Origin of the sequence: Streptomyces melanogenes, from assembly GCF_014649795.1 — a bacterium.
In the GTDB taxonomy this organism is placed as follows: Bacteria; Actinomycetota; Actinomycetes; order Streptomycetales; family Streptomycetaceae; genus Streptomyces; species Streptomyces noboritoensis.
Genome location: NZ_BMTS01000008.1, coordinates 271,531 through 294,297, shown reverse-complemented (window position 1 = coordinate 294,297; position 22,767 = coordinate 271,531). Strand labels below are relative to the sequence as shown.

General features: G+C 71.2%; 23 protein-coding genes and 1 pseudogene. 21 read left to right on the top strand and 3 right to left on the bottom strand.

What is annotated here, in order from left to right; translation table 11 throughout:
* From IE252_RS19760 to IE252_RS19690, 15 genes are all read left to right on the top strand, one after another.
* Positions 1–720 carry a GntR family transcriptional regulator gene (locus tag IE252_RS19760; RefSeq protein WP_308434549.1) on the top strand — a complete coding sequence of 240 codons (720 nt, stop codon included), beginning with the start codon at positions 1–3 and terminating at the stop codon, positions 718–720.
* 140 nt (positions 721–860) lie between these two features.
* The gene (locus IE252_RS19755) at positions 861–1,865 is read left to right on the top strand and encodes a sugar ABC transporter substrate-binding protein (protein WP_190090761.1); all 1,005 of its coding nucleotides are present in this window, start codon (positions 861–863) and stop codon (positions 1,863–1,865) included.
* Positions 1,866–1,963: 98 nt separating this feature from the next.
* A complete protein-coding gene (locus tag IE252_RS19750) occupies positions 1,964–2,977 on the top strand; it encodes a sugar ABC transporter substrate-binding protein (RefSeq protein WP_373298578.1) in 1,014 nt (337 codons plus the stop codon).
* Positions 2,974–4,023, top strand: coding sequence for an ABC transporter permease (locus tag IE252_RS19745; protein ID WP_190090759.1), 1,050 nt, complete (start codon positions 2,974–2,976; stop codon positions 4,021–4,023). Before IE252_RS19750 ends, IE252_RS19745 begins: the two co-directional genes overlap by 4 nt.
* On the top strand, positions 4,020–4,865 hold the full coding sequence (locus IE252_RS19740; RefSeq protein ID WP_190090758.1) for an ATP-binding cassette domain-containing protein: 846 nt from the start codon (positions 4,020–4,022) through the stop codon (positions 4,863–4,865). The genes IE252_RS19745 and IE252_RS19740 overlap by 4 nt, the downstream gene beginning before the upstream one ends.
* Before the next feature lie 172 nt (positions 4,866–5,037).
* Positions 5,038–6,186: an ROK family glucokinase gene (locus IE252_RS19735; protein ID WP_190090757.1), complete on the top strand. Its 1,149-nt coding sequence runs from the start codon at positions 5,038–5,040 to the stop codon at positions 6,184–6,186.
* Entirely contained in the window at positions 6,186–6,776 is a 591-nt protein-coding gene (locus IE252_RS19730; protein ID WP_190090756.1) for a hypothetical protein, read from the top strand. Before IE252_RS19735 ends, IE252_RS19730 begins: the two co-directional genes overlap by 1 nt.
* Before the next feature lie 56 nt (positions 6,777–6,832).
* The gene (gene pcaDC / locus IE252_RS19725; RefSeq protein ID WP_190090846.1) at positions 6,833–8,173 is read left to right on the top strand and encodes a bifunctional 3-oxoadipate enol-lactonase/4-carboxymuconolactone decarboxylase PcaDC; all 1,341 of its coding nucleotides are present in this window, start codon (positions 6,833–6,835) and stop codon (positions 8,171–8,173) included.
* Between the two features lie 42 nt (positions 8,174–8,215).
* Positions 8,216–8,854 (top strand): MBL fold metallo-hydrolase, encoded by a 639-nt coding sequence (locus IE252_RS19720; RefSeq protein WP_190090755.1) that lies wholly within the window; start codon positions 8,216–8,218, stop codon positions 8,852–8,854.
* Between the two features lie 39 nt (positions 8,855–8,893).
* A complete protein-coding gene (locus tag IE252_RS19715; RefSeq protein ID WP_101392686.1) occupies positions 8,894–9,673 on the top strand; it encodes an exodeoxyribonuclease III in 780 nt (259 codons plus the stop codon).
* 59 nt (positions 9,674–9,732) lie between these two features.
* The gene (locus IE252_RS19710) at positions 9,733–10,167 is read left to right on the top strand and encodes a DUF6278 family protein (protein ID WP_101390832.1); all 435 of its coding nucleotides are present in this window, start codon (positions 9,733–9,735) and stop codon (positions 10,165–10,167) included.
* Positions 10,168–10,293: 126 nt separating this feature from the next.
* Positions 10,294–11,037, top strand: a complete 744-nt coding sequence (locus tag IE252_RS19705; protein WP_190090754.1) for an amino acid ABC transporter ATP-binding protein — start codon at positions 10,294–10,296, stop codon at positions 11,035–11,037.
* 19 nt (positions 11,038–11,056) lie between these two features.
* Positions 11,057–11,962 (top strand): glutamate ABC transporter substrate-binding protein, encoded by a 906-nt coding sequence (locus IE252_RS19700; protein ID WP_190090753.1) that lies wholly within the window; start codon positions 11,057–11,059, stop codon positions 11,960–11,962.
* Positions 11,963–11,970: 8 nt separating this feature from the next.
* The gene (locus tag IE252_RS19695) at positions 11,971–12,615 is read left to right on the top strand and encodes an amino acid ABC transporter permease (protein ID WP_190090752.1); all 645 of its coding nucleotides are present in this window, start codon (positions 11,971–11,973) and stop codon (positions 12,613–12,615) included.
* Entirely contained in the window at positions 12,612–13,484 is an 873-nt protein-coding gene (locus tag IE252_RS19690; RefSeq protein ID WP_190090751.1) for an amino acid ABC transporter permease, read from the top strand. Before IE252_RS19695 ends, IE252_RS19690 begins: the two co-directional genes overlap by 4 nt.
* Before the next feature lie 34 nt (positions 13,485–13,518).
* On the opposite strand, the pseudogene IE252_RS19685 reads toward IE252_RS19690, so the two are convergent.
* Together IE252_RS19685 and IE252_RS19680 are read right to left on the bottom strand one after the other, a co-directional pair.
* Positions 13,519–13,735: pseudogene (locus tag IE252_RS19685) on the bottom strand (acyl esterase); the annotation flags it as partial.
* 12 nt (positions 13,736–13,747) lie between these two features.
* On the bottom strand, positions 13,748–14,977 hold the full coding sequence (locus IE252_RS19680) for a L,D-transpeptidase (RefSeq protein WP_190090750.1): 1,230 nt from the start codon (positions 14,975–14,977) through the stop codon (positions 13,748–13,750).
* 224 nt (positions 14,978–15,201) lie between these two features.
* Here IE252_RS19680 and IE252_RS19675 point away from each other — a divergent pair, with 224 nt between their 5' ends.
* From IE252_RS19675 to IE252_RS19650, 6 genes are all read left to right on the top strand, one after another.
* Positions 15,202–16,359 carry a lipid II:glycine glycyltransferase FemX gene (locus IE252_RS19675; RefSeq protein WP_190090749.1) on the top strand — a complete coding sequence of 386 codons (1,158 nt, stop codon included), beginning with the start codon at positions 15,202–15,204 and terminating at the stop codon, positions 16,357–16,359.
* Positions 16,356–17,993, top strand: a complete 1,638-nt coding sequence (gene murJ / locus IE252_RS19670; protein ID WP_229848586.1) for a murein biosynthesis integral membrane protein MurJ — start codon at positions 16,356–16,358, stop codon at positions 17,991–17,993. Before IE252_RS19675 ends, murJ begins: the two co-directional genes overlap by 4 nt.
* A gap of 89 nt (positions 17,994–18,082) precedes the next feature.
* Positions 18,083–18,766 carry a response regulator gene (locus IE252_RS19665; protein WP_190090748.1) on the top strand — a complete coding sequence of 228 codons (684 nt, stop codon included), beginning with the start codon at positions 18,083–18,085 and terminating at the stop codon, positions 18,764–18,766.
* Complete coding sequence (locus IE252_RS19660; protein WP_229848585.1) at positions 18,763–20,262, top strand: ATP-binding protein; 1,500 nt, start codon at positions 18,763–18,765, stop codon at positions 20,260–20,262. Before IE252_RS19665 ends, IE252_RS19660 begins: the two co-directional genes overlap by 4 nt.
* Complete coding sequence (locus IE252_RS19655; RefSeq protein ID WP_190090747.1) at positions 20,259–20,750, top strand: hypothetical protein; 492 nt, start codon at positions 20,259–20,261, stop codon at positions 20,748–20,750. Before IE252_RS19660 ends, IE252_RS19655 begins: the two co-directional genes overlap by 4 nt.
* A 51-nt stretch (positions 20,751–20,801) precedes the next feature.
* Positions 20,802–22,058, top strand: a complete 1,257-nt coding sequence (locus tag IE252_RS19650) for a cytochrome P450 (protein ID WP_190090746.1) — start codon at positions 20,802–20,804, stop codon at positions 22,056–22,058.
* On the opposite strand, the gene IE252_RS19645 is transcribed toward IE252_RS19650, so the two are convergent.
* Positions 22,006–22,740: a hypothetical protein gene (locus IE252_RS19645; RefSeq protein WP_190090745.1), complete on the bottom strand. Its 735-nt coding sequence runs from the start codon at positions 22,738–22,740 to the stop codon at positions 22,006–22,008. The genes IE252_RS19650 and IE252_RS19645 overlap by 53 nt on opposite strands.
* Positions 22,741–22,767 lie beyond the last annotated feature (27 nt).

The following is a 22,767-nucleotide window of genomic DNA, read 5'->3' as shown; positions in this document are numbered from 1 at the left end:
GTGGACCGCACCAGCCCGGTCCCGCTCTACTTCCAGCTGTCCCAGCAACTGGAGGCGGCCATCGAGCGGGGCACCCTCACGCCCGGCAGCCTCCTCGGCAACGAGATCGACCTCGCGGGCCGCCTCGGCCTGTCCCGCCCCACCGTCCGCCAGGCCATCCAGGCCCTGGTCGACAAGGGCCTGCTGGTGCGCCGCCGGGGAGTCGGCACCCAGGTGGTGCACAGCCAGGTCAAGCGCCCCCTGGAGCTGAGCAGCCTCTACGACGACCTGGAGGCGGCCGGGCAGAAGCCCGCCACCAAGGTGCTGCGCAACACTGTGGAACCGGCCACCGCGGAAGTGGCGGCGGCGCTCGGCGTGGCCGAGGGCGACGACGTCCATCTGGTGGAGCGGCTGCGGTACGCGCACGGCGAGCCGATGGCCCAGCTGCGCAACTACCTGCCGACCGGGCTGCTCGCCCTCGACACCGCGCACCTGGAGGCCACCGGCCTGTACCGGCTGATGCGCGGCGCGGGCATCACGCTGCACAGCGCCCGGCAGTCGGTGGGGGCGCGGGCCGCGACCGCCGCCGAGGCGGAGCTGCTCGCCGAGGCGGAGGGCGCGCCGCTGCTGACCATGCAGCGCACCACCTTCGACGACACCGGGCGGGCGGTCGAGTTCGGCACGCACGTCTACCGGGCGTCGCGGTACGCCTTCGAGTTCCAGCTGCTCGTACGGCCGTGAGGGCTCGGCCCGTCGGTCATGCTCGTACATCGCATTCGTACATCACGTAAGAATGTTCGGACAAAGTATTGACGGGTGTGTCGGCCCGCCGCTAGAACTCACGTGCCGCAACCGGGCGGCCGGGACGGAAGGCGGACCCCATGCGCATATCCCGCACCGCGGCCACGGCGACGGCGGTCGTCGCGGCCCTCGCACTCACGGTCGCCGGATGCAGCTCCTCGGGCGGCAAGAGCTCCGAGGAGAAGACCAAGGACGGCTCGGGCGGCGGCAAAGGCGTCTCCACACCCCGGATGAAGATCGCGATGATCACCCATTCGGGCGAGGGTGACACCTTCTGGGACATCGTGCAGAGCGGCGCGAAACAGGCCGCCGCCAAGGACAACGTCGACTTCCTCTATTCGGCCAACAAGGAGGGCCAGCAGCAGTCGCAGCTGGTCCAGGCGGCCATCGACCAGAAGGTCGACGGGATCGTGGTCACCCTCGCCAAGCCCCAGGCCGTCCAGGACGTCGTCAAGAAGGCGGTCGCGGCGGGCATCCCGGTCGTCACCATCAACTCCGGTGCGCAGTACTCGAAGCAGCTCGGCGCGCTCGGCCACATCGGGCAGGACGAGGGCGTCGCCGGTGAGGCGGTCGGCGAGCAGCTCAACGCGAACGGCAAGAAGAAGGCCGTCTGCGTGATCCACGAGCAGGGCAACGTGTCGCTGGAGGAGCGGTGCGCCGGGGTGAAGAAGACCTTCAAGGGCTCGGTCGAGAACCTGAACGTCGACGGGACCAACACGCCCGCCGCCACGTCCTCCATCGAGGCGAAACTCCAGGCCGGTAAGGACATCGACGCGGTGGTCACGCTCGGCGCGCCGGTCGCGGCCGCCGCGGTCAAGGCCAAGGGCGACGCGGGCAGCTCCGCCGAGGTCGACACCTTCGACCTCAACGCGGCCGTGATCAAGCAGTTCAAGGCCGCCGAGATCGGCTTCGCGGTCGACCAGCAGCCCTATCTCCAGGGGTATCTGGCGGTCGACGAACTGTGGCTCCAGAAGACCAACGGCAATGTGATCGGCGGCGGCAGGCCGGTCCTCACCGGCCCCGCGATCGTCACCGAGAAGGACGTGCCGGCGCTGGAGAAGTACACCGCTCGCGGTACCCGATGATCCGCCGCCGACCTCACGTGACCCATACTTGGGCGGCCGGGACAGGTCCGCACCAGTCCCGGACGCACCTGGGAGTACAGCAAGAGGAGCACGGCGTCGTGGCAAGGGTTCGGACAGGGGTACGCGCGATCGGCGCGGTGCTGGCGGCGGTGCTCGGAGCTTCCCTGGTGGGATGCAGCAGTACCGGGGGCAAGCGCGCCGAGGACGCGCGCAAGGCCGCCTCGGCGCAGGGCAAGGCGGCGGTGAACACGCCCCGCTGGAAGATCGCCATGATCACCCATTCGGGCGACGGCGACACCTTCTGGGACATCGTCCAGAGCGGCGCCAAGCAGGCCGCCGTCAAGGACAACATCGACTTCCTGTACTCGCACAGCGACCAGGGCCAGCAGCAGGCGCAGTTCGTGCAGGCGGCCATCGACCAGAAGGTCGACGGCATCGTCGTCACGCTCGCCAAGCCGGACGCCATGAAGGACGTCGTCGCCAAGGCCGCCAAGGCCGGTATCCCGGTCATCACGGTGAACTCGGGCTCCGAGAAGTCCAAGGAGTACGGCGCGCTCACCCACATCGGGCAGGACGAGACCATCGCGGGCGAGGCCGTCGGCGAGGAGCTCAACAAGCGCGGCAAGAAGAAGGCGCTCTGTGTCCTGCACGAGCAGGGCAACGTGGGCCACGAGCAGCGCTGCGCGGGCACCAAGAAGGCCTTCAAGGGCGAGCTGCAGAACCTCTACGTCACCGGCACCAACATGCCCGACGTGCAGTCCTCCATCGAGGCCAAGCTCCAGGCGGACAAGTCCATCGACGCGGTGGTCACGCTCGGCGCGCCGTTCGCGGACACCGCCGTCAAGGCCAAGGGCTCCGCGGGCAGCTCCGCCGAGGTCGACACCTTCGACCTGAACGCCAAGGTCGCCGCCGAACTCAAGGACGGCACCCTCGGCTTCGCCGTCGACCAGCAGCCCTACCTCCAGGGGTACGAGGCCGTGGACCTGCTCTGGCTCTACAAGTACAACGGCGACGTCCTCGGCGGCGGGCTGCCGGTGCTGACCGGACCCCAGATCATCACCAAGGACGCGGCCGCCAAGCTGGAGGACTACACGAAGCGGGGGACCCGATGACCGCCACCGCCCCAGCGCCGGCGTCCGCGAAGGACGAGCGGCTGATCCACCGGTCGGTGCTGCGCAAGCTGCTCGGCCGCCCGGAGCTCGGCTCGGTCGTGGGCGCCGTCGCCGTCTTCGTCTTCTTCTCGGTCGTCGCCGACAGCTTCCTGCGGGCCTCCAGCCTCTCGACCGTCCTGTACGCGGCGTCGACCATCGGCATCATGGCGGTGCCGGTGGCGCTGCTGATGATCGGCGGCGAGTTCGACCTGTCGGCCGGTGTGCTGGTGACGACGTCGGCGCTGGTGTCGTCGATGTTCAGCTACCAGATGACCGCGAACGTCTGGGTGGGCGTCGGGGTCTCGCTGCTGACCACGCTCGCCCTCGGCGCGTTCAACGGCTTCATGCTGACCCGTACCAAACTGCCCAGCTTCATCATCACGCTCGGCACCTTCCTCATGCTGACCGGACTCAACCTGGGCTTCACCAAGCTGATCAGCGGTACGGTCTCCACCAAGTCCATCGCCGACATGGAGGGCTTCGCCTCGGCGAAGAAGGTGTTCGCCTCCCAGCTGTCCATCGGCTCGGTCGACCTCAAGGTGACCATCCTGTGGTGGTTCGGCCTGGTCGCGCTGGCCACCTGGGTCCTGCTGCGGACCCGCTTCGGCAACTGGATCTTCGCGGTCGGCGGCGAGGCGGACGCGGCCCGCGCGGTCGGCGTGCCGGTCTACAAGACCAAGATCGGCCTGTACATGGGCGTGGCGTTCGCCGCCTGGATCTCCGGCCAGCACCTGCTCTTCTCGTTCGACGTGGTCCAGTCGGGCGAGGGCGTCGGCAACGAGCTGATCTACATCATCGCGGCCGTCATCGGCGGCTGTCTGATCACCGGCGGCTACGGCTCGGCGATCGGCTCCGCGGTCGGCGCGTTCATCTTCGGCATGACCAGCAAGGGCATCGTCTACGCCGAGTGGAACCCGGACTGGTTCAAGTTCTTCCTGGGAGCGATGCTCCTGCTGGCCACCCTGCTCAACGCCTGGGTGCGCAAGCGGGCGGAGGCGACGGCATGACGGACGCGACCCTGACCAAGAGCGCCGCGAGCCCCCTGGTGGAGCTCGACGACGTCAGTAAGTACTACGGCAACATCCGCGCCCTCGAAGGCGTCTCCCTGGAGGTGCACGGCGGCGAGATCACCTGTGTGCTGGGTGACAACGGCGCCGGCAAGTCCACCCTCATCAAGATCATCGCGGGGCTGCACCGGCACGACGCCGGCGCCTTCCGCATCGAGGGCGAGGACGTCTCGCTCAGCAACCCGCGCGAGGCGCTGGACCGGGGCATCGCCACCGTCTACCAGGACCTCGCGGTCGTCCCGCTGATGCCCGTGTGGCGCAACTTCTTCCTCGGCTCCGAGCCGACCAAGGGCGCGGGCCCCTTCAAGCGCCTCGACGTCGACCTGATGCGCCGCACCACCCGCGCGGAGCTGCTGCGCATGGGCATCGACCTGCGCGACGTGGACCAGCCCATCGGCACCCTGTCGGGCGGCGAGCGCCAGTGCGTGGCGATCGCCCGCGCCGTCTACTTCGGCGCCAAGGTCCTGGTCCTGGACGAGCCCACCGCCGCGCTCGGCGTCAAGCAGTCCGGCGTCGTGCTCAAGTACGTGGCGGCCGCCCGGGACGCGGGCCTCGGCGTGGTCCTGATCACGCACAACCCGCACCACGCCTATCTGGTCGGCGACCGGTTCGTGCTGCTCAAGCGCGGCACGATGACCGGCAGCCATCTGCGCACCCAGATCACCCTGGACGAGCTCACCCGCCAGATGGCGGGCGGCAGCGAGCTGGAGGAGCTCAGCCACGAGCTCCAGCGGGCCCCCGAGCCGCACCTGGGCGGCGGGGCCGCCGACACCGGCGAGTAACGGCCGGGGCGGCCCGGGCACACGAGGTCGGGTCCCGGCCGGGGTGGCAGAATCGGGCACGGCGGGCGCCGTCCGCCGCCGGTCACCCCGGCTCCCCGAGACCTCCAGGGACGACACCCCTCGTGCGAGCACTCCAGGACACCCCTCTCCCTGCGCGAAGGGGTGCGGCCCGATGAACACCTACCGAGGCTCCGCCCGGGCCACCGTCCTGCGCACCGTCGGCACCCGCGAGCGCCGCTCGCACCTGACCGCACCCCGCGTCCCCACCGTCGGCATCGACATCGGCGGCACCAAGGTGATGGCGGGCGTCGTCGACGCCGACGGCACCATCCTGGAGAAGATCCGCACCGAGACGCCGGACAAGTCCAAGAGCCCCAAGGTCGTCGAGGACACCATCACCGAGCTGGTCCTGGACCTCTCGGACCGCCACGACGTGCACGCCGTCGGCATCGGCGCGGCCGGGTGGGTCGACGCCGACCGCAGCACCATTCTCTTCGCCCCGCACCTCGCCTGGCGCAACGAGCCGCTGCGGGACGCCCTGCAGTCCCGGCTCGCCGTCCCCGTCATGGTCGACAACGACGCCAACACGGCCGCCTGGGCCGAGTGGCGGTTCGGCGCGGGCCGCGGCGAGGACCACCTCGTCATGATCACACTCGGCACCGGCATCGGCGGCGCGATCCTGGAGGACGGCCGGGTCAAGCGCGGCAAGTACGGCGTGGCCGGCGAGTTCGGCCATATGCAGGTCGTGCCCGGCGGCCACCGCTGCCCGTGCGGCAACCGCGGCTGCTGGGAGCAGTACAGCTCGGGCAACGCCCTGGTCCGCGAGGCCCGCGAGCTGGCGGTCGCGGACTCGCCGGTCGCGTACAACATCCTGGAGCGGGTCAAGGGCAACATCCCCGACATCACCGGGCCGCTGATCACCGAGCTCGCCCGGGAGGGCGATGCCATGTGCGTCGAGCTCCTCCAGGACATCGGCCAGTGGCTCGGCGTCGGCATCGCCAACCTGGCGGCCGCCCTCGACCCGTCCTGCTTCGTCGTCGGCGGCGGCGTCAGCGCGGCCGACGACCTGCTGATCGGCCCGGCCAGGGACGCCTTCCGGCGCCATCTGACCGGCCGCGGCTACCGGCCGGAGGCCCGTATCGCCAAGGCGCAGCTGGGCCCCGAGGCCGGTATGGTCGGCGCCGCCGACCTGGCCCGTCTGGTCGCCCGCCGCTTCCGCCGAGCCAACCGCCGCCGGGTGGAGCGCTACGAGCGGTACGCCCAGGTCGCCGAGGCCGTCCGCAAGTCGAGCTCCGCCCGCACCACCCAGGGATCGCCGTGATGACCCCCGCAGAGCGGCCCGCCGTGCCGCGCCAGTCCCCGTCCCCGGACCAGCCCCCGGCCCCGGAGGACCACCGGCACATGATCCGCCGCCGCTGGCTCACCGCGATCATCATCGTGCTGCTCATCGGGGTCCCGGCCGGCTACCTGGCCATCTCCGCCGGGCAGAGCCGCGACAGCGGCCGCGACAAGGAGAGCGAGGCCTCGGCGACCGGGCTGCAGAACGACTGGCCGTCCAAGACCCAGCGGCGCATCTACGACGTGCCGGTCCCCTCGTCCGCCACGGACGTCAAGTACCTCGAGACCAACAGCTGGGCGGTCAGCAAGCTGTACGTGCAGTTCAAGACCACCGCGGCCGGTCTCGCCGAGTTCCTGAAGGACTCCGGCACCAGTACGGCGGCGCTGCGGCCCGGTTCGGTGGCGATCGGAGCGACGGACGCGAGGACGGTCGGCTGGTCCTTCCCGTCGGGCCACGACTGGGCGGGCACCCGGCACGCCCAGAAGGACCCGCTGCCCACGCAGGACATCACGGTGGACGAGAGCGACCCGGACAACCCGGTCGTCTTCGTGGTCTCCACGGCGACGCCGTGACCGGACGGGCGGCTACCGCGACCCCCTGACCGGAGCGTGCCGGTCCGCTCACTAGTCTGGAGCGAGTGAGCGACGTGACTGAGACGCCTGTGACCGAGACGCCCGAGCCCGCGAAGGCGCCGACCCTCCAGTACCGGATCGACGGTCCCGACGACGCGCCGGTCCTGGTGCTCGGCCCCTCGCTCGGGACGACCTGGCACATGTGGGACCGCCAGATACCCGAACTCGCCGGGACCTGGCGGATCGTGCGGTTCGACCTTCCCGGCCACGGCGGCGCCCCGGCCCACCCGGCGGTCTCGGTCTCCGAGCTCGCCGACCGGCTGATCGCCACCCTGGACGAGCTGGGCGTGCGGCGGTTCGGCTACGCGGGCAGCGCGATCGGCGCGGCCGTCGGCGCCGATCTGGCCCTGCGCCACCCGCAGCGGCTCGCCTCGCTGGCGCTGATCGCCGCCTCGGCCCGGTTCGGCACCGCCGACGAGTTCCGCCAGCGCGGCGTGGTCGTGCGCAGCAACGGCATGGACCCGATGGCCCGCAGCGCGCCCGAGCGCTGGTTCACGCCCGCGTACGCGGCGGCGCAGCCCGCCATCGTCGAGTGGGCCGTCCAGATGGTCCGCACCACCGACCCCGGCTGCTACATCGCGGCCTGCGAGGCGCTGGCCGCCTTCGACATCCGCGCCGACCTCGCCCGTATCGGCGTCCCCACGCTGGTGCTGGCCGGCGCCGAGGACCGGGTGACCGGGCCCGGCGACGCGCGCACCCTGGTCGCCGGGGTGCCCGACGCGCGGCTCGCGGTGGTGCCGGGCGCCGCGCACCTGGCGCCGGTCGAGCAGCCCGCCGCCGTCACCGACCTGCTGGTGCACCACTTCTCGACGGCCTGGCACGAGACGCTCCCGGCGATCCCGGTGCCGCCCGCGCCGCCGGTCGCCGCCGCCTCGCCGTCGCCGCAGACCCTGCACGTGCCCGTCCCGATGGCCGCCGAGCCCGTACCGGCCCCGGCGCCCGAGGTCCCCGGCCGGCCCGACCCGTACGAACAGGGCATGAAGCTGCGGCGCGAGGTCCTCGGGGACGCGCGCGTGGACGCCGAGACCGCCGAGGCCGACGGCTTCACCGGCGACTTCCAGGAGCTCGCCACCCGCTACGCCTGGGGCGAGGTGTGGGCCCGCGACGGGCTCGACCGGCGCACCCGGGCCGTCGTGGCGCTCTCCGCGCTGGTCGCGGGCGGCCACCTCGACGAGGTCGCGGCCCACACCCGCGCCGCGCTGCGGGCCGGGCTCACCCCCGACGAGATCAGGGAAGTGCTGCTCCAGACGTCCGTGTACTGCGGCCTCCCGGCGGCGGGCGCGGCCTTCCGGGCGGCCGCCGCCGTCATCCGCGAGGAGACCACCCCGCAGCACTGAGCCGTCCGGGCGAGGCGGCGCCCGCCGTAGCAGGATGGGGTCATGAGCCTGAAGCTGACCAAGAAGACCCACGCGTGCGTCCGGCTGGAGAAGGACGGCCGGACGCTGGTCATCGACCCCGGCGCCTTCAGCGAGGCGGACGCCGCGCTCGGCGCGGACGCCGTCCTCGTCACCCACGAGCACCCCGACCACTTCGCCGAGGACCGGCTGCGGACCGCCCTGGAGGCCAATCCGGCGGCCGATATCTGGACCCTGCGCAGCGTCGCGGAGAAGATCTCGGCGGCGTTCCCCGGCCGCGTCCACACCGTCGGGCACGGCGACGCCTTCCACGCGGCCGGGTTCGACGTCCAGGTCCACGGCGAGCTGCACGCGGTGATCCACCCGGACCTCCCGAGGATCACCAACGTCGGCTTCCTGGTGGACGGTTCGCTCTTCCACCCCGGCGACGCGCTCACCGTCCCGGACCACCCGGTGGACACGCTGATGCTGCCGGTGCAGGCGCCCTGGAGCAAGATCTCCGAGGTGATCGAGTACGTACGGGAGGTCAAGCCGCGCCGCGCCATCGACATCCACGACGCGCTCCTGACCGACCTGGCCCGGCCCATCTACGACACCCACCTGGGCAATCTGGGCGGCGCCGACCACGCCCGGCTGAGCCCGGGGGACTCGGCGCAGCTCTGACACGGGTGAGTGTCACACCCCGCCGTTAGGCTGGGGGACATGCGCATCGCGACCTGGAACGTCAACTCGATCACCGCCCGGCTGCCCCGTCTCCTGGCCTGGCTGGAGAGCACCGGCACGGATGTGCTGTGCATCCAGGAGACCAAGACCACCCTGGAGGGCTTCCCCGCCGCCGAGCTCCGCGAGCTGGGCTACGAGTCGGCGGTCCACGCGACGGGGCGGTGGAACGGGGTGGCGCTGGTCTCCCGGGTCGGCCTGGACGACGTGGTGCTCGGCCTGCCCGGCGACCCCGGCTTCGAGGACACCCTGGAGCCCCGCGCCGTCTCGGCGACCTGCGGCGGAGTGCGCCTGTGGTCGGTGTACGTGCCGAACGGCCGGGAGGTCGGCCACGGCCACTACGCGTACAAGCTGGCCTGGTTCGAGGCCCTGAAGGCGGCCGTCGCCCAGGACGCGGCGGGGGAGCGGCCGTTCGCGGTGCTCGGCGACTTCAACGTCGCCCCGACCGACGAGGACGTCTTCGACGTGGCGTTCTTCGAGGGCCAGACCCATGTCACCGAGCCCGAGCGGGCCGCGCTCGCCGCGCTGCGCGAGGCGGGCCTGTCCGACGTGGTGCCCCGCCCCCTGAAGTACGACCGGCCGTACACGTACTGGGACTACCGCCAGCTGTCCTTCCCCAAGAACCGCGGCATGCGCATCGACCTGGTGTACGGCAACGCGCCCTTCGCCAAGGCCGTCAAGGACAGCTATGTGGACCGCGAGGAGCGCAAGGGCAAGGGCGCGTCGGACCACGCCCCGGTGGTCGTAGACCTGGAGATCTGAGAATCGCACTCCGCGTGCCCTGTGGTGCGCAGGTCTGTGCGAATGGGACGCTTGACGCCATGAACATCCTGGACAACTGGCGCAAGCGGCACGGCTCGCAGCGGACGGCGGCGCTCGCCGAGGCGGTGCAGACCGATCCGGAGGGCGTGGGCGAGCTCCTCGCGGAGTGCGAGCTGCTGCGCGTCAGGGCGCAGCAGGCCGGGCTCGAACTCGACGACAGCCCCGCGTCGTTGGCGGCGCTCGACCAGCTGCCGCCGCACTGGCGCGACGACCCGGAGGAGCTGCCGGGCCTCGGCAACGACGCGGGGCTGTACCTGGGGACCGTGCTGGTGCGCACCGTCGAGGGCGCCTCCTGGCAGGTGTGGCCGAGCGGGGAGCCGGTGGTGCGGCTCGCCTCGGGGCGCGAGATCGACGTGGTGGGCGCCGGGACCGAGTGGGCGGCGAGCGGAACGCCCGAGCTGTCGCAGATCTACGCGGAGGCCGCGGAGATCTGACGGGCCGACCGTCCCCTAACCCAAAATACGGTTTATGTCCTGTTCGTGCGTGTCGAGGTGAAGTCCCTTTCCGGGCTGGATAGTTTGCGCTGACCTCGACACAGCGATGAGTGGGCAGGACAGCGTATGGCCGTCGATCCGTTGATCGAGCTGCGTGACGTCAACAAGTACTACGGGAAGTTGCACGTCCTCCAGGACATCAACCTCACCGTCGGACGCGGGGAGGTGGTGGTCGTCATCGGCCCGTCCGGGTCGGGCAAGTCGACGCTCTGCCGGACGATGAACCGCCTGGAGGCGATCGAGTCGGGGTCGATCTCCATCGACGGGCAGCCGCTGCCCGAGGAGGGCAAGGGGCTGGCGGCGCTGCGCGCCGAAGTCGGCATGGTCTTCCAGTCCTTCAACCTCTTCGCCCACCGGACCGTCCTCGCCAACGTCTCGCTCGCCCAGATCAAGGTCCGGGGCCGCAAGAAGGAGGAGGCCGACCAGCGCTCGCGCGAACTCCTCGACCGGGTCGGCCTCGCCTCCCAGGCCGACAAGCTGCCCGCGCAGCTCTCCGGCGGCCAGCAGCAGCGCGTCGCCATCGCCCGCGCGCTCGCCATGAGCCCCAAGGTCATGCTCTTCGACGAGCCCACCTCCGCGCTCGACCCCGAGATGATCAACGAGGTCCTGGAAGTCATGCAGCAGCTGGCGCGCGACGGCATGACCATGGTCGTCGTCACCCACGAGATGGGCTTCGCCCGCTCGGCCGCCAACCGCGTCGTCTTCATGGCCGACGGAAAGATCGTCGAGGACCGCACCCCCGACGACTTCTTCACCAACCCGCACAGCGACCGAGCCAAGGACTTCCTCTCCAAGATCCTCAAGCACTGAACGGGGAGTGGACGCAACCATGACGCGTACGCGACGCGCGCTGGCCGCGCTTGCGCTGGTCCTGGCCGCCGCCGGATGCGGCAAGTCGGGCAGCCCGCCGGTCAAGGGCCCCAAGGCCGAACTGCTGCCCCACTACCAGGTCATGACGGGCTTCTCGCTGCCCGACTCCCCGGTGTGGCGGCGGGCGAAGAACCGCGGGCACCTGGTCGTCGGCGCCAAGGAGGACCAGCCGTACATGGGCGAGAAGGACCCGGCCACCGGCGTCTACTCGGGCTTCGACATCGAGATCGCCAAGATGATGTCCGCCTCGCTCGGCTTCGACCCGAAGACGATCTCCTTCAAGACGATCGCCTCCGCCAACCGCGAGACCGCGCTGCAGAACGGCCAGGTCGACTACTACGTCGGCACCTACACCATCAACGACAACCGCAAGAAGCTGGTCGGCTTCGCCGGGCCGTACTACCTGGCCGGCCAGGGCCTGCTGGTGCGCACCGACGAGAAGGACATCGAGGGGCCGCAGGACCTCAACAGCAAGCGCGTCTGCTCGGCCGCGGGCTCCACCCCGTACCAGCGCATCCAGAAGGACTACCCGAAGGCCGATCTCGTCGCGTACGACACGTACTCCGTCTGTGTGGACAACCTGCTCACCTTCCAGGTCGCCGCCGTCACCACCGACGACACCATCCTCAGCGGGTACGCGGCCAAGGTGCCCGACGAGCTGAAGGTGGTCGGCAAGCCCTTCTCCAAGGAGCCGTACGGCGTCGGCGTGCCGCGCGGCGACAACGCCCTGCGGTTCGCCCTCGACAACGCCATCGAGACCCACGAGAAGAACGGCGACTGGCAGAAGGCGTACGACGCGACGCTCGGCCTGTCGGGACGCAAGGCCGCGCCCGCCCCGCCCATCGACCGCTACCCGGCGAGCTGAGGCCCCGCATGGACGTACTGACCAAGAACTTCTCGCTGTACGGCAAGGGCTTCCTCGGCACGGTCGAGCTCACCGTCTACGCCTCGGCCGTGGCGCTCGCGCTGGGCTTCCTGATGGCGGCCTTCCGGGTCTCGCCGGTCGGCTCGTTCCGGGCGCTCGGCACCGTCTGGGTGAACGTGCTGCGCAACACCCCGCTCACGCTGCTGTTCTTCGCCGTGCTGCTGGGGCTGCCGCGCTTCGGCCTGGTGCTCCCCTTCAAGCTGTTCGCGGTGATCGCGCTCGGCTGCTACACCTCGGCGTTCATCTGCGAGGCGCTGCGCTCGGGCATCAACACCGTGCCCACCGGCCAGGGCGAGGCGGCCCGGAGCCTGGGGATGACCTTCAGCCAGACCCTGTCGGCCGTGGTCCTGCCTCAGGCCTTCCGCTCGGTCATCCCGCCGGTCGGCTCCACGCTGATCGCGCTCGCCAAGAACTCCGCCATCGCGGGCGCGTTCAGCGTCACCGAGCTGCTCGGCACGTACAAGACGCTCAGCGAGCTCGGCTACGACATCATCTGGACGTTCATCTGGATCGCCGTCGGCTATCTGATCATCACGCTCACCATCAGCGCCGTCTTCAACCTCATGGAGAAGTACTGGGGAGTCGCCCGATGACCGCACAGCTGTCCAGAGAAGCCACCGCCCTCTACGACATCCCCGGTCCCAGGACCCAGCAGCGGCACCTGCTCTACGGGCTCGTCTCGACGGTCCTGCTCCTCGCCCTGGTCGGCTGGATCGTCTACCTCCTGTTCGACACCGACCAGTTCACCGCCACCAAGTGGCGTCCCTTCGAGTACGAGGGGATCCAGCGGCTGCTGCTGCGCGGGCTCGGCAACACGCTCAAGGCGTTCGGGTTCGCGGCCCTGTTCTCGCTGGCGCTCGGCGCGGTGCTCGCGACCGGGCGGCTCTCCGACCACCGGCCGGTGCGCTGGCTCGCCACGCTGCTGGTCGAGTTCTTCCGCGCCATGCCCGTCCTGGTCATGATCTTCTTCATCTTCGTGGCGCTGAAGGTGCAGCCGTTGCCGGCGCTGGTGGCCGGACTGACGCTCTACAACGGCTCGGTGCTCGCCGAGGTCTTCCGCTCCGGCGTCAACTCCGTGGAACGCGGCCAGAAGGAGGCGGCATTCTCACTCGGGATGCGCAAGACGCAGGTCATGACGTACGTGCTGGTCCCGCAGGGGATCCGGGCGATGCTGCCGACCATCATCAGCCAGCTGGTGGTCGCGCTGAAGGACACCTCGCTCGGCTATCTGATCACCTATGAGGAGTTCCTGCACGCGGGGAAGCTCATCGCTTCGAATCTCGACTACGATTTGCCGTTCATCCCCGTGGTGATGGTGATCTCGCCGATCTACATCGGGATGTGCATGCTGCTCTCCTGGTTCGCCACCTGGATGGCCAGGAGACAGAAGCGCAATCCCAAGACGGAGGCCGTGGAAGTCGCCCCGGCCGAACCAGGGACGCTGCTGCCGGGAGTGCAGTAGCCAGGGGGCAAGCCCACCCGGCAGCAGCCGGTGATCACTCTTCGCGGAGAGGGACCGTCAGATACGACGGGTCTGACGCGGGCGAGGAGAAGGTCAGCTGCGCGCCGGTCGGGTTGTGCTCGATGTAGAGCGGGTCGACGGTGTCCACCACAAGGTGTAGGGGGCGTTGCGACCGGCTTGCCGAGGCCGAGCGGGCCCTCGTCGTACAGATACGCGACGAGGGCGCCGCTCTCCTTGGTGGGAGTGACGGTGTTGCCGGGTCTCTAGGCGCCCGAGGTGGAGCCGCCGGTCAGGGCGCTCTTCTTCTGCCACTGCTCCCAGCTGAGGTTCCACTCGCCGTAGCCGTTGTTGACCGCCTGGGGGCCCTTGGTGTCGTCGCCGACGATCTCGAACGGGTCGCCGACCTGCACCGTGCCGTACAGCTCCTTGGCGTTGGAGTCGCTCATGCCGATGCAGCCGGAGCTGTGGTTGGTGTTGCCGAAGTACTGGGCGTTCCAGGGCGCGGCGTGCGCGTACATCCCGGACCAGGTCAGGCGCATCGAGTAGTCGACCATCTTGTTGTAGGCGTCGCCGAGGCCGACCGTCTCGGAGTTCATGTTGATCGTGCCCTCCTTCGCCATCAGGACGGCCTTGCCGCGCCAGGACCGCTTGTCGCCGCCGGGCGTGCCGCCCGACACCGGGATGTCCTTGACCACGGCGCCGTCGCGGTAGAGCTTCAGGCGGTGGTTGTCGAGGTCGACCTTGACGACCTGGTTCCTGCCGACGGTGAAGCCGGTCTTGTAGTCCTTGACGAACCAGCCGCTGCCCGAGTCGACGCCGTTGAGGTCCGCTTCGAGGGTGACCTTCGTGCCGGACTTCCAGTAGTCCTTGGGCCGCCAGTCGACGCGGGACTTGCCGGAGTAGTCCTCCATCCAGCCCCAGGACCCCAGGGTGTTGTCCGAGGTGGTCACCTTGAGCTGCTTCTCGACGGCCGCCTTGTTCTTCACCGGGTGGTCGAAGACGATCGACAGCGGCTGGGCGACGCCGACCGTGGTGTCCTTGCCCGGCGAGAGCGACAGCTTGTTCACCTTGTCGGCGGCGGCGGTCGTGAAACCGGCCTTGGCGGTGGAGCCCTTGTCGTCCTTCGCCTCGACCGCGTACGTCGTGCCGGGCGCGGCCACCCGGTCCGAGGTCCAGGTCCTGCCGTCGGCGCCGGTCTTCCCCGCCAGCTTCCCGCCCTTGGCGTCGGTGACCGTGACCTCCTGGAGCTTGCCGGCGGCCAGGGTGACCTTCACCGGCTCGCCCGCCTTCGCCTGCTGGCCCGTCAGGTTCACCGATATCTCGGCCTTCTTGCCCGCGCCCGCCAGATCGGCGGCGCCCCCCTTGCCGTCGCCGGACCCGCCCGAGCCGCCGGAACAGGCGGTGAGGGCCGCGGCGAGGACAGCGGTGCCGACGATCGCGGCGTTACGGACCGGGCGGCGGCGGAGCGGGGTGTGGCGGCGTATGCGGCTCAACTGGAAAACCTCCGTAGCAATGCTTCTCCATAGGAGAGAGTCGGTAACTCGACTCTAGGTTGCGGAAAGCGCGGGGAATCTCGGGATTTCGATTGTGACGAGCACCGCAGAGGAACTGTCACCGTCCGGTCACATACGTCGCGCGACCCGGTCATGGTCCGCTGTGAGCATCCTGTGCATCCCCGCGGCACCGAAGGCGGGGCGTACTTGGGGGGGTCACCCACGTGTCCGCACTGCTCGTGAGCGGCGACCAGGATCAGGACCTGCGGGTGCGCGGTCTCTCCGTCGCCGAGTACCGGTCCTTTCTGGCGGGCCGTACCGACGTGAGTTTCCTGCAGCACCCCTCGTGGGCCGAGGTGAAGGACCAATGGTCCGCGGAAAGGGTCGGCTGGCACCTTGACACGGGTGAATTGAAGGGCGCGGCCCTGGTGCTCTACCGGCAATTCCCGGGCACCCGGAAATACTTCGCCTACCTGCCCGAGGGCCCGGTCGCGGACTGGACCGACCCCGACATCGACCGCTGGCTGGGGCCGCTGCTGCGCCATCTGCGCCGGGCGGGCGCCTTCGCCGTACGCATCGGGCCCTCGCCCGCCTACCGGCGCTGGGACGCAGCGCTGCTGAAGTCCGCGACCGGGCCCGGCCGCAGGGTCGGCGACGTGCTCGCCACCGAGGTGGACCCGCTCGGCTCGGCCGTCGCCGAGCGGCTGCGGGCGCGCGGCTGGCGGCGCTGCGGGGGCGACGACGGCGACGCCGACGCCCAGCCGCGCCACGTCTTCCAGGTCAAGCTGGCCGGGCGCGGCCCCGACGAGCTGTGGTCCGGGCTCAACCAGGAGTGGCGCCGCAACGTGCGCACCGCCAAGAAGGCGGGCGTGGAGGTGGTCACCGGGGGCGCGGCCGACCTGCCCGAGTTCTACCGGCTGCTGCGCGTCACCGAGGAGCGCGACGGCTTCCGGCTCGGCCGGTCGCTGGCGTACTACGAGCGCCAGTACGCGGTGCTCAACGCCGAGCAGCCGGGCCGGATGCGCCTCTACCTCGCGGTCCACGGCGGCGAGGTGCTCGCCGCCCACACCATGATCACGGCCGGCCGGCGGGTCTGGTACCAGACCGGCGCCTCCGCCGACCACCGCCGCGAGGTGCGGCCCAGCAACGCCCTCCAGTGGCAGATGATGCTCGACGCCCACGCCCTCGGCGCCGATGTGTACGACATGCGCGGGGTACCCTCCACCCTTGATCCACAAGATCGCCCGTTCGGCCTGCTGCGCTGGAAGCTCGGCACCGGCGGACAGGTGGTCGAGACCTTGGGGGAGTGGGAGACACCGATGAGCGGTACCGCCAACCACGCGCTGTACCGCGCGTTCCAGGCCTATCTGGCACGCCGGTGACGGCCCCGGTCCACACCGGACCCCGGCACGCGGCCAAGGCGTCCGTGGCGCGCAGCGGCGCGGTGATGGCGGCCGGGTCGGTCGTCTCGCGGGCGACCGGGTTCGTGCGCTCCGCCGTGGTGGTCGCTGCGCTCGGCACCGGGCTCGTCGGCGACGGCTTCACGGTCGCCAACACCATCCCCAACATCCTCTACACCCTGCTCATAGGCGGCACCCTCAACGCGGTCTTCGTGCCCGAGCTGGTCCGCGCCGCCAAGGAGCACGCCGACGGCGGCAAGGCCTACACCGACCGGCTGCTCACCGCGTGCACCGCGGCCCTGGTGGCGATGACGGCCCTCTCGGTGCTCGCCGCACCGCGGATCATCGACTTCTACACCGACTACACCGGCGCCCAGCGCGACCTCACGGTCGCCTTCGCCCGCTACTGCCTGCCGCAGATCCTCTTCTACGGCCTGTTCACGCTGCTGGGACAAGTGCTCAACGCGCGCGGCCGGTTCGGCGCGATGATGTGGACGCCGGTCCTCAACAACCTCGTCGTGATCGCGGTGTTCGGCCTCTACCTGGCGACCGCCGGGACCTCCGGCTCCACCCTGAGCGCCACCGACACCCGGATCCTGGGCTGGGGCACCACCGCCGGGATCGTGGTGCAGGCGCTCGCCCTGTTCCCGGCGCTGAGCGCGGCCCGGTTCCGCTGGCGGCCGCGGTTCGACTGGCGCGGCAGCGGTATCACCCGCCCGCTGCGCTCGGCGGGCTGGCTGGTGCTGCTCGTCCTGACCAACCAGGCCGCGTACTGGGTGGTGACCCGGCTCTCCACCACCGCCGGGCAGCACGCCCACGACCAGGGCGTGGCCGGCGGCGCGGGCTACACCGCGTACACCAACGCGTACATGCTCTGGGTGGTGCCGCACGGCATCGCCACCGTCTCGATACTCACCGCGCTGATGCCCCGGATGAGCCGCGCGGCCGCCGACGACGACCCGGCGGGGGTGCGGCGCGACCTCTCCTACGGGCTGCGCACCAGCGCCGCGATGATCGTCCCGGCCGCCTGCGCGCTGCTCGCGCTCGCGCCCTGGCTGATGGGCGCGGTCTTCGGGTACGGAAAGACGTCCCCGGCCGACGTGTCGGTGATGGCGGGGATGATGATGGCGTTCGCGCCCGGGCTGATCGCCTTCTCCGGGCAGTACGTGCTCTCGCGTGGGTTCTACGCGCTGAGCGACACCCGCACCCCGTTCGTGCTCAACCTGGTGATCGCCGGGTGCAACGCGGGCCTGTCCGCCCTCGCCTATGTGCTGCTGCCCGCGCGCTGGGCGGTCACCGGGATGGCCGGGGCGTACTCGCTCGCCCTGTTCGCCGGGTGGGCGGTCACCGCCTACACCCTGGACCGCAGGCTCGGCGGCGGCGGGCTGCTGCGCTCGCCCTCGCTCGCCGCCCACGGCCGGCTGCTGCTGGGCTGCGTGCCCGCCGCGCTGCTCGGGTACGCGGCGGCCCGCGCGGCCGACGGCCTCGGCGACATCGCGGCGACCGGGGCCGGATCCGCCGTGCTGCTGGTGACGGTGGCGCTGCTGGCGCGGCCGCTGCGGCTCGACGGGATCAACGACATGATCGGCAAGCTGCGGGGCGGCCGGGGCCGCTGACCGGCCCCGGCCGCCCGGCCGAGGCCTCCGCGGCAAGTGAGACCACCGCGACATTCGAGACCCCTGAGACTCCTGGGATACTGACGCTCATGCCACGCGTGCTGCTCATAGAGGACGACCCCTCCGTACGGGAAGGGGTCGAGCTCGGTCTGCGCCGGCGCGGCCACGAGGTGCGCGCGGCCGAGACCGGCGAGGCGGGGCTCGCGGCGCTCAAGACCTTCCAGCCCGAACTGGTCCTGCTCGACCTGATGCTGCCCGGCATCAACGGCGTCCAGGTCTGCACCCGCATCCGCGAGACCAGCCAGCTGCCGATCATCATGCTCACCGCCCGCGGCGACGACTTCGACGTGGTGGTGGGCCTGGAGGCGGGCGCCGACGACTACATCGTCAAGCCCGCCCGCACCGAGGTCATCGAGGCCCGCATCCGGGCCGTGCTGCGCCGCCTCGCCGACCCCGGCGGGCGCCCCGGCCTCGAATTCCACGGCGAACTCGCCCTCGACCGGGCCGGGCTCACCGCCGCCAAGTCGGGCGAGCGGCTGCAGCTTGCCCCCTCCGAGCTGAAGCTGCTGCTGCACCTGGCGGCCTCCCCGGAGCAGGTCTTCAGCCGCCAGCAGCTCCTGGAGTCGGTGTGGGAGCACAGCTACCACGGTGACGCGCGCCTGGTGGACGCCTGCGTGCGGCGGCTGCGGAACAAGATCGAGGACGTGTCGGGCAGCCCCCGCTACATCCAGACCGTCCGCGGCTTCGGCTACCGCTTCGGACCGCTGCGGTGATACGCGCGCTCAAACGGCTCGGGCGCATCGGCCTGCGGGCCCGGCTGGTGGCCGCCTTCCTGCTGGTCGCGGTGATCGCCGCGGGCACCACCGCCACCCTCATCTACCAGGAGGCCCGCTCGGCGATCCTCCAGCAGGCCCAGGACACCGCGGTCGACCAGCTGCGCGAACAGATCGGCGCCCAGAAGGTCGAGCTGCCGATGACCCGCGACTCCCTGCGCCAGCTGAGCCTCACCGTGGGCCGCCAGGGCAAGCCGCACCCCTGGTACGTGTACGCCGAGTACGGCACGCTGCGCGCCTCCAACGTCAGCCAGCCCACCTCCGCCCTCCTCTCCGAGGACCTGCGCCGCCGCGCCGGCGCCAATCCGCACGGCACCTTCCAGCGGGTGGTGAAGGACGGTAAGCCCTGGCTGACCATGGGCATGCCGGTGCGGCTCGGCAAGGAAGGGATGCAGCCGACACAGCCCAGCGGGATCATGGTGTACGCGGTGATGCCGCTCAACGCCGAGGAGGACACCGTCCAGGCGATGGTCAACGCCGCCCGCGACGGCGCGCTGCCCGCGCTCGCCATCGCGCTGGTGCCGGCGCTGCTCGCCGCGCGCAGCGTGCTGCGGCCGGTGCGCGATCTGCGCCGGGCCGCCAGCAGTATGGGCAAGGGGCGCCTGGACACCCGTATCGAGGTGAAGGGCTCGGACGAACTGGCCGATCTGGCCTGGACGTTCAACGAGTCGGCCCGGGAGCTGGAGCGGTCCGTCGAGGAGCTCCAGAAGGCCGAGGCCAGGGCCCGCCGGTTCGCCGCCGACGTCTCGCACGAGCTGCGCACCCCGCTCGCCGGGATGCTCGCCGTCACGGAGGTGCTCGACGAGGACGCCGACCGGCTCGACCCCGACACGGCCGCCGCCGTACGGCTAGTCTCCGCCGAGACCGGCAAGCTCGCCACGCTGGTGGACGACCTGATGGAGATCTCCCGCTTCGACGCCAAGGCCGCCGCGCTCAACCTCGACGAGGTGGACGTGGCCGAGACCATCGCCAAGACGCTCCAGCGCAGACGGTGGGAGGAGGAAGTCGTCGTCGGACTCCCCGACGGGATACGGGCGATGCTCGACCCCCGGCGCTTCGACATCGTCGTCGCCAACCTCGTCGGCAACGCGCTGCGGCACGGCGCCGCGCCGGTCCGGGTGACGCTGCGCACCGAGGAGCTCCCCGAGGGCCCCCGGGTGGTGACCGAGGTGCACGACAGCGGCCCCGGACTCGCCCCGGACGTGCTGCCGCACATCTTCGACCGCTTCTTCAAGGCCGACGCCGCCCGGACCCGCTCGGTGGGCAGCGGTCTCGGCCTGGCCATCACCCTGGAGAACGTCCGGCTGCACGGCGGCACGGTCCGGGCCGCCAACCACCCCGACGGGGGCGCCGTGTTCACCGTGGTGCTGCCGCTGCGCCCGCCGGTCGCGGAGCCGCTGCCGGGGGAGCCGCTGTCGGCGGAGCCGGTGTCATGAGGCGGCCGAGGACCGGCGTGCTCGCGCTGCTGCTGCCCGCCGTGCTGCTGCCCGCCGCGTGCGGGGTGCGGCCCTCCGGGGTCGTGGAGGTGGGCGACCCGGCGCTCGTGCAGACGGTGCCGGACGCCGCCCACGGCGGCGTGGCCGTCTACCTCAAGGGCCCCGACGGAGTGCTGCCCGTCATCCGGGACACCGAAGGGAAGGCGACCGCGGGCCGGGCGGTCATGATGCTGTTCGACGGGCCCCGGGACGCCGACCGGGCCGCGGGGCTGACCTCGGAGTTGCCCAGCTACTTCGGCGCGATGGGGATGGAGCTGGACGGCACCACCGTACGGATCACGGTGTACCGCCCCGTCCGCGACTTCTCCGCCGTGGCCCGCCAGCAGCTGTCCTGCACCGCGGCGCACGCGAGGGAGGACAGCGGCGCGGTCACCGTGGTCCTGAAGGGCAACGACACCACGCTCACCCTGGAGCGCTGCCCGTTCTGACCCGGCCGGGCACTCTTGTCGCGGGCGTCCGGTTGCCGTCACCTTGGTGCGATGAGTGATCTGCCGGACGTCTTCGACCCTCGCCGGTACGCCGCCGGGCCGCCCCACGACGACTACCGGGAGCTGCGCGAGCGGCACCCGGTGGCCTGGCAGGAGGAGTACGAGGTGCTGGGCTGGCCCGCCGGGCCCGGCTTCTGGGCGGTCACCCGGCACGCCGACGTCGTCCGGGTGCTGAAGGACCCGGTCGCTTACTCCTCCACGCTGGGCGCCACCCAGATCCGCGACCCCGACCCCGACGACCTGCCGTTCATCCGCCGCATGATGCTCAACCAGGACCCTCCGCAGCACGGCCGACTGCGCCGCCTGGTCAGCCGCGCCTTCACACCCGGCCGCACCGACCGGTTCGAGGCGGCGGTACGAACCCGGGCGCGCACCCTGCTGGGCGCGGCCCGCGACGGCGCCGAGGGCGGGGTGTTCGACCTGGTCACCGAGGTCACCGACGACTACGCGCTGCTCAACCTCGCGGACCTGCTCGGCGTGCCGGGCGGCGACCGGGGGCTGCTCCTGGAATGGACCGAGCGGGTCATCGGCTACCAGGACCCGGACGAGCCGCCGGTGCTCGGCCCCGACGGGCGGCCGGTCAACCCGCGCTCGCCCGCGATGCTGCGCGAGATGTTCGCGTACGCCCAGGAGCTGGCCGCGTACAAGCGGCGCGCGCCCGCCGACGACATCATGACCTCGCTGGCGCACTCCGAACTGGCCGACGCCGAGCTGGAGATGTTCTTCTTCCTGCTGACCGTGGCGGGCAACGACACCGTCCGCAGCGCCGCGCCCGGCGGCTTCCTGGCGCTTGCCGAGCACCCGGACCAGCGGCGGGCGCTGGGCGCGGGCGAGGCGTCGCTGGACACGGCCGTGGACGAGCTGCTGCGGTGGCACCCGCCGGTGCTCACCTTCCGCCGCACCGCCGCCCGGGACACCGTGCTCGCCGGGCAGCGGGTGCGCGCGGGCGACAAGGTGGTGGTCTTCCACGCCTCCGCCAACCACGACGAGCGCGTCTTCACCCGCCCCCACCAGCTCGACCTCACGCGTGCGCCCAACCCGCACGTCTCGTTCGGGGACGGCCCGCACGTCTGCCTCGGCGCCCACTTCGCCCGGCTCCAGCTACGGGTGCTGCACGAGGAGGCGCTGCGGCTGCTGCCCGGCTACGAGCTCGCCGGGCCGCCCCGCAGGCTGGTCTCCAACTTCATCAACGGAATCAAATCGCTGCCGCTCCGGCTGCCGGGGCCGGGGTCAGGGCCGCGCGGGTGACGTCGGCGACGACCTCCACCACGTCCGGGCCGTACGCCAGGGAGTTGACGACCTTCAGGAGCAGGCAGAACGTGCCGTTGCCGTGCTTGCGGGCCAGCTTCTGGTGGTTGCGGGCGAGATAGCGGGTGGCCGCCTGGTTGGTTATCGCGCGCTGGCCGCAGAACAGGAACACCGGCCGCTGCCCCTGGCCCGCGGTGACCCGGGCGAGGATCACGTACTCGGTGACCCCGCCCTCCACCCGGTACTTCTCCCCGCCGATGGTGAGCGCGCCCCGGTCCGGGCCGGGCTCGGTGTCCACGTTCATCGCCACACCGGGCAGCAGCGCGGAGAGGTGCGCCGCCATCCGGCGGTTCGAGTACGGGCCGCCCAGACAGAACTCGGTGCGCTCCCCGAAGCCCTGCTGGGTCAGGTCGTGCTGGACGATCCGGGCGTGGGCCCCGCAGTCCTTGATGAGCGAGGCGAGCTCCAGGAGCGCGAACACGTCGAACCGGTGCACCGCGCCCTCCGCCCCCGCGTCCCGGTTGACGACGAGCAGGCACTCGGAGTGGGTCGGCAGCCCGAAGAACGCCTGCTTGCGGCGGAGCCTGCGGTTCCAGAGATAGGTGCGGGTGAGCCAGCCCAGGGCGGCGCTGATGCCCGCGGCGACCACTCCCAGCACGATGTTGCGCACGTCGTCGTTCATGGGCGGGCATGTTAGCGGGAGTTCGAT

What these genes read in the sequence shown, in the direction of transcription:
- IE252_RS19755 (WP_190090761.1), top strand. Translation starts at nt 861, where the DNA reads ATGCGCATATCCCGCACCGCGGCCACGGCGACGGCGGTCGTCGCGGCC.
- IE252_RS19745 (WP_190090759.1), top strand. Translation starts at nt 2,974, where the DNA reads ATGACCGCCACCGCCCCAGCGCCGGCGTCCGCGAAGGACGAGCGGCTG.
- IE252_RS19740 (WP_190090758.1), top strand. Translation starts at nt 4,020, where the DNA reads ATGACGGACGCGACCCTGACCAAGAGCGCCGCGAGCCCCCTGGTGGAG.
- IE252_RS19735 (WP_190090757.1), top strand. Translation starts at nt 5,038, where the DNA reads ATGAACACCTACCGAGGCTCCGCCCGGGCCACCGTCCTGCGCACCGTC.
- IE252_RS19730 (WP_190090756.1), top strand. Translation starts at nt 6,186, where the DNA reads ATGACCCCCGCAGAGCGGCCCGCCGTGCCGCGCCAGTCCCCGTCCCCG.
- IE252_RS19720 (WP_190090755.1), top strand. Translation starts at nt 8,216, where the DNA reads ATGAGCCTGAAGCTGACCAAGAAGACCCACGCGTGCGTCCGGCTGGAG.
- IE252_RS19715 (WP_101392686.1), top strand. Translation starts at nt 8,894, where the DNA reads ATGCGCATCGCGACCTGGAACGTCAACTCGATCACCGCCCGGCTGCCC.
- IE252_RS19710 (WP_101390832.1), top strand. Translation starts at nt 9,733, where the DNA reads ATGAACATCCTGGACAACTGGCGCAAGCGGCACGGCTCGCAGCGGACG.
- IE252_RS19705 (WP_190090754.1), top strand. Translation starts at nt 10,294, where the DNA reads ATGGCCGTCGATCCGTTGATCGAGCTGCGTGACGTCAACAAGTACTAC.
- IE252_RS19700 (WP_190090753.1), top strand. Translation starts at nt 11,057, where the DNA reads ATGACGCGTACGCGACGCGCGCTGGCCGCGCTTGCGCTGGTCCTGGCC.
- IE252_RS19695 (WP_190090752.1), top strand. Translation starts at nt 11,971, where the DNA reads ATGGACGTACTGACCAAGAACTTCTCGCTGTACGGCAAGGGCTTCCTC.
- IE252_RS19690 (WP_190090751.1), top strand. Translation starts at nt 12,612, where the DNA reads ATGACCGCACAGCTGTCCAGAGAAGCCACCGCCCTCTACGACATCCCC.
- IE252_RS19665 (WP_190090748.1), top strand. Translation starts at nt 18,083, where the DNA reads ATGCCACGCGTGCTGCTCATAGAGGACGACCCCTCCGTACGGGAAGGG.
- IE252_RS19655 (WP_190090747.1), top strand. Translation starts at nt 20,259, where the DNA reads ATGAGGCGGCCGAGGACCGGCGTGCTCGCGCTGCTGCTGCCCGCCGTG.
- IE252_RS19650 (WP_190090746.1), top strand. Translation starts at nt 20,802, where the DNA reads ATGAGTGATCTGCCGGACGTCTTCGACCCTCGCCGGTACGCCGCCGGG.
- IE252_RS19645 (WP_190090745.1), bottom strand. Translation starts at nt 22,740, where the DNA reads ATGAACGACGACGTGCGCAACATCGTGCTGGGAGTGGTCGCCGCGGGC.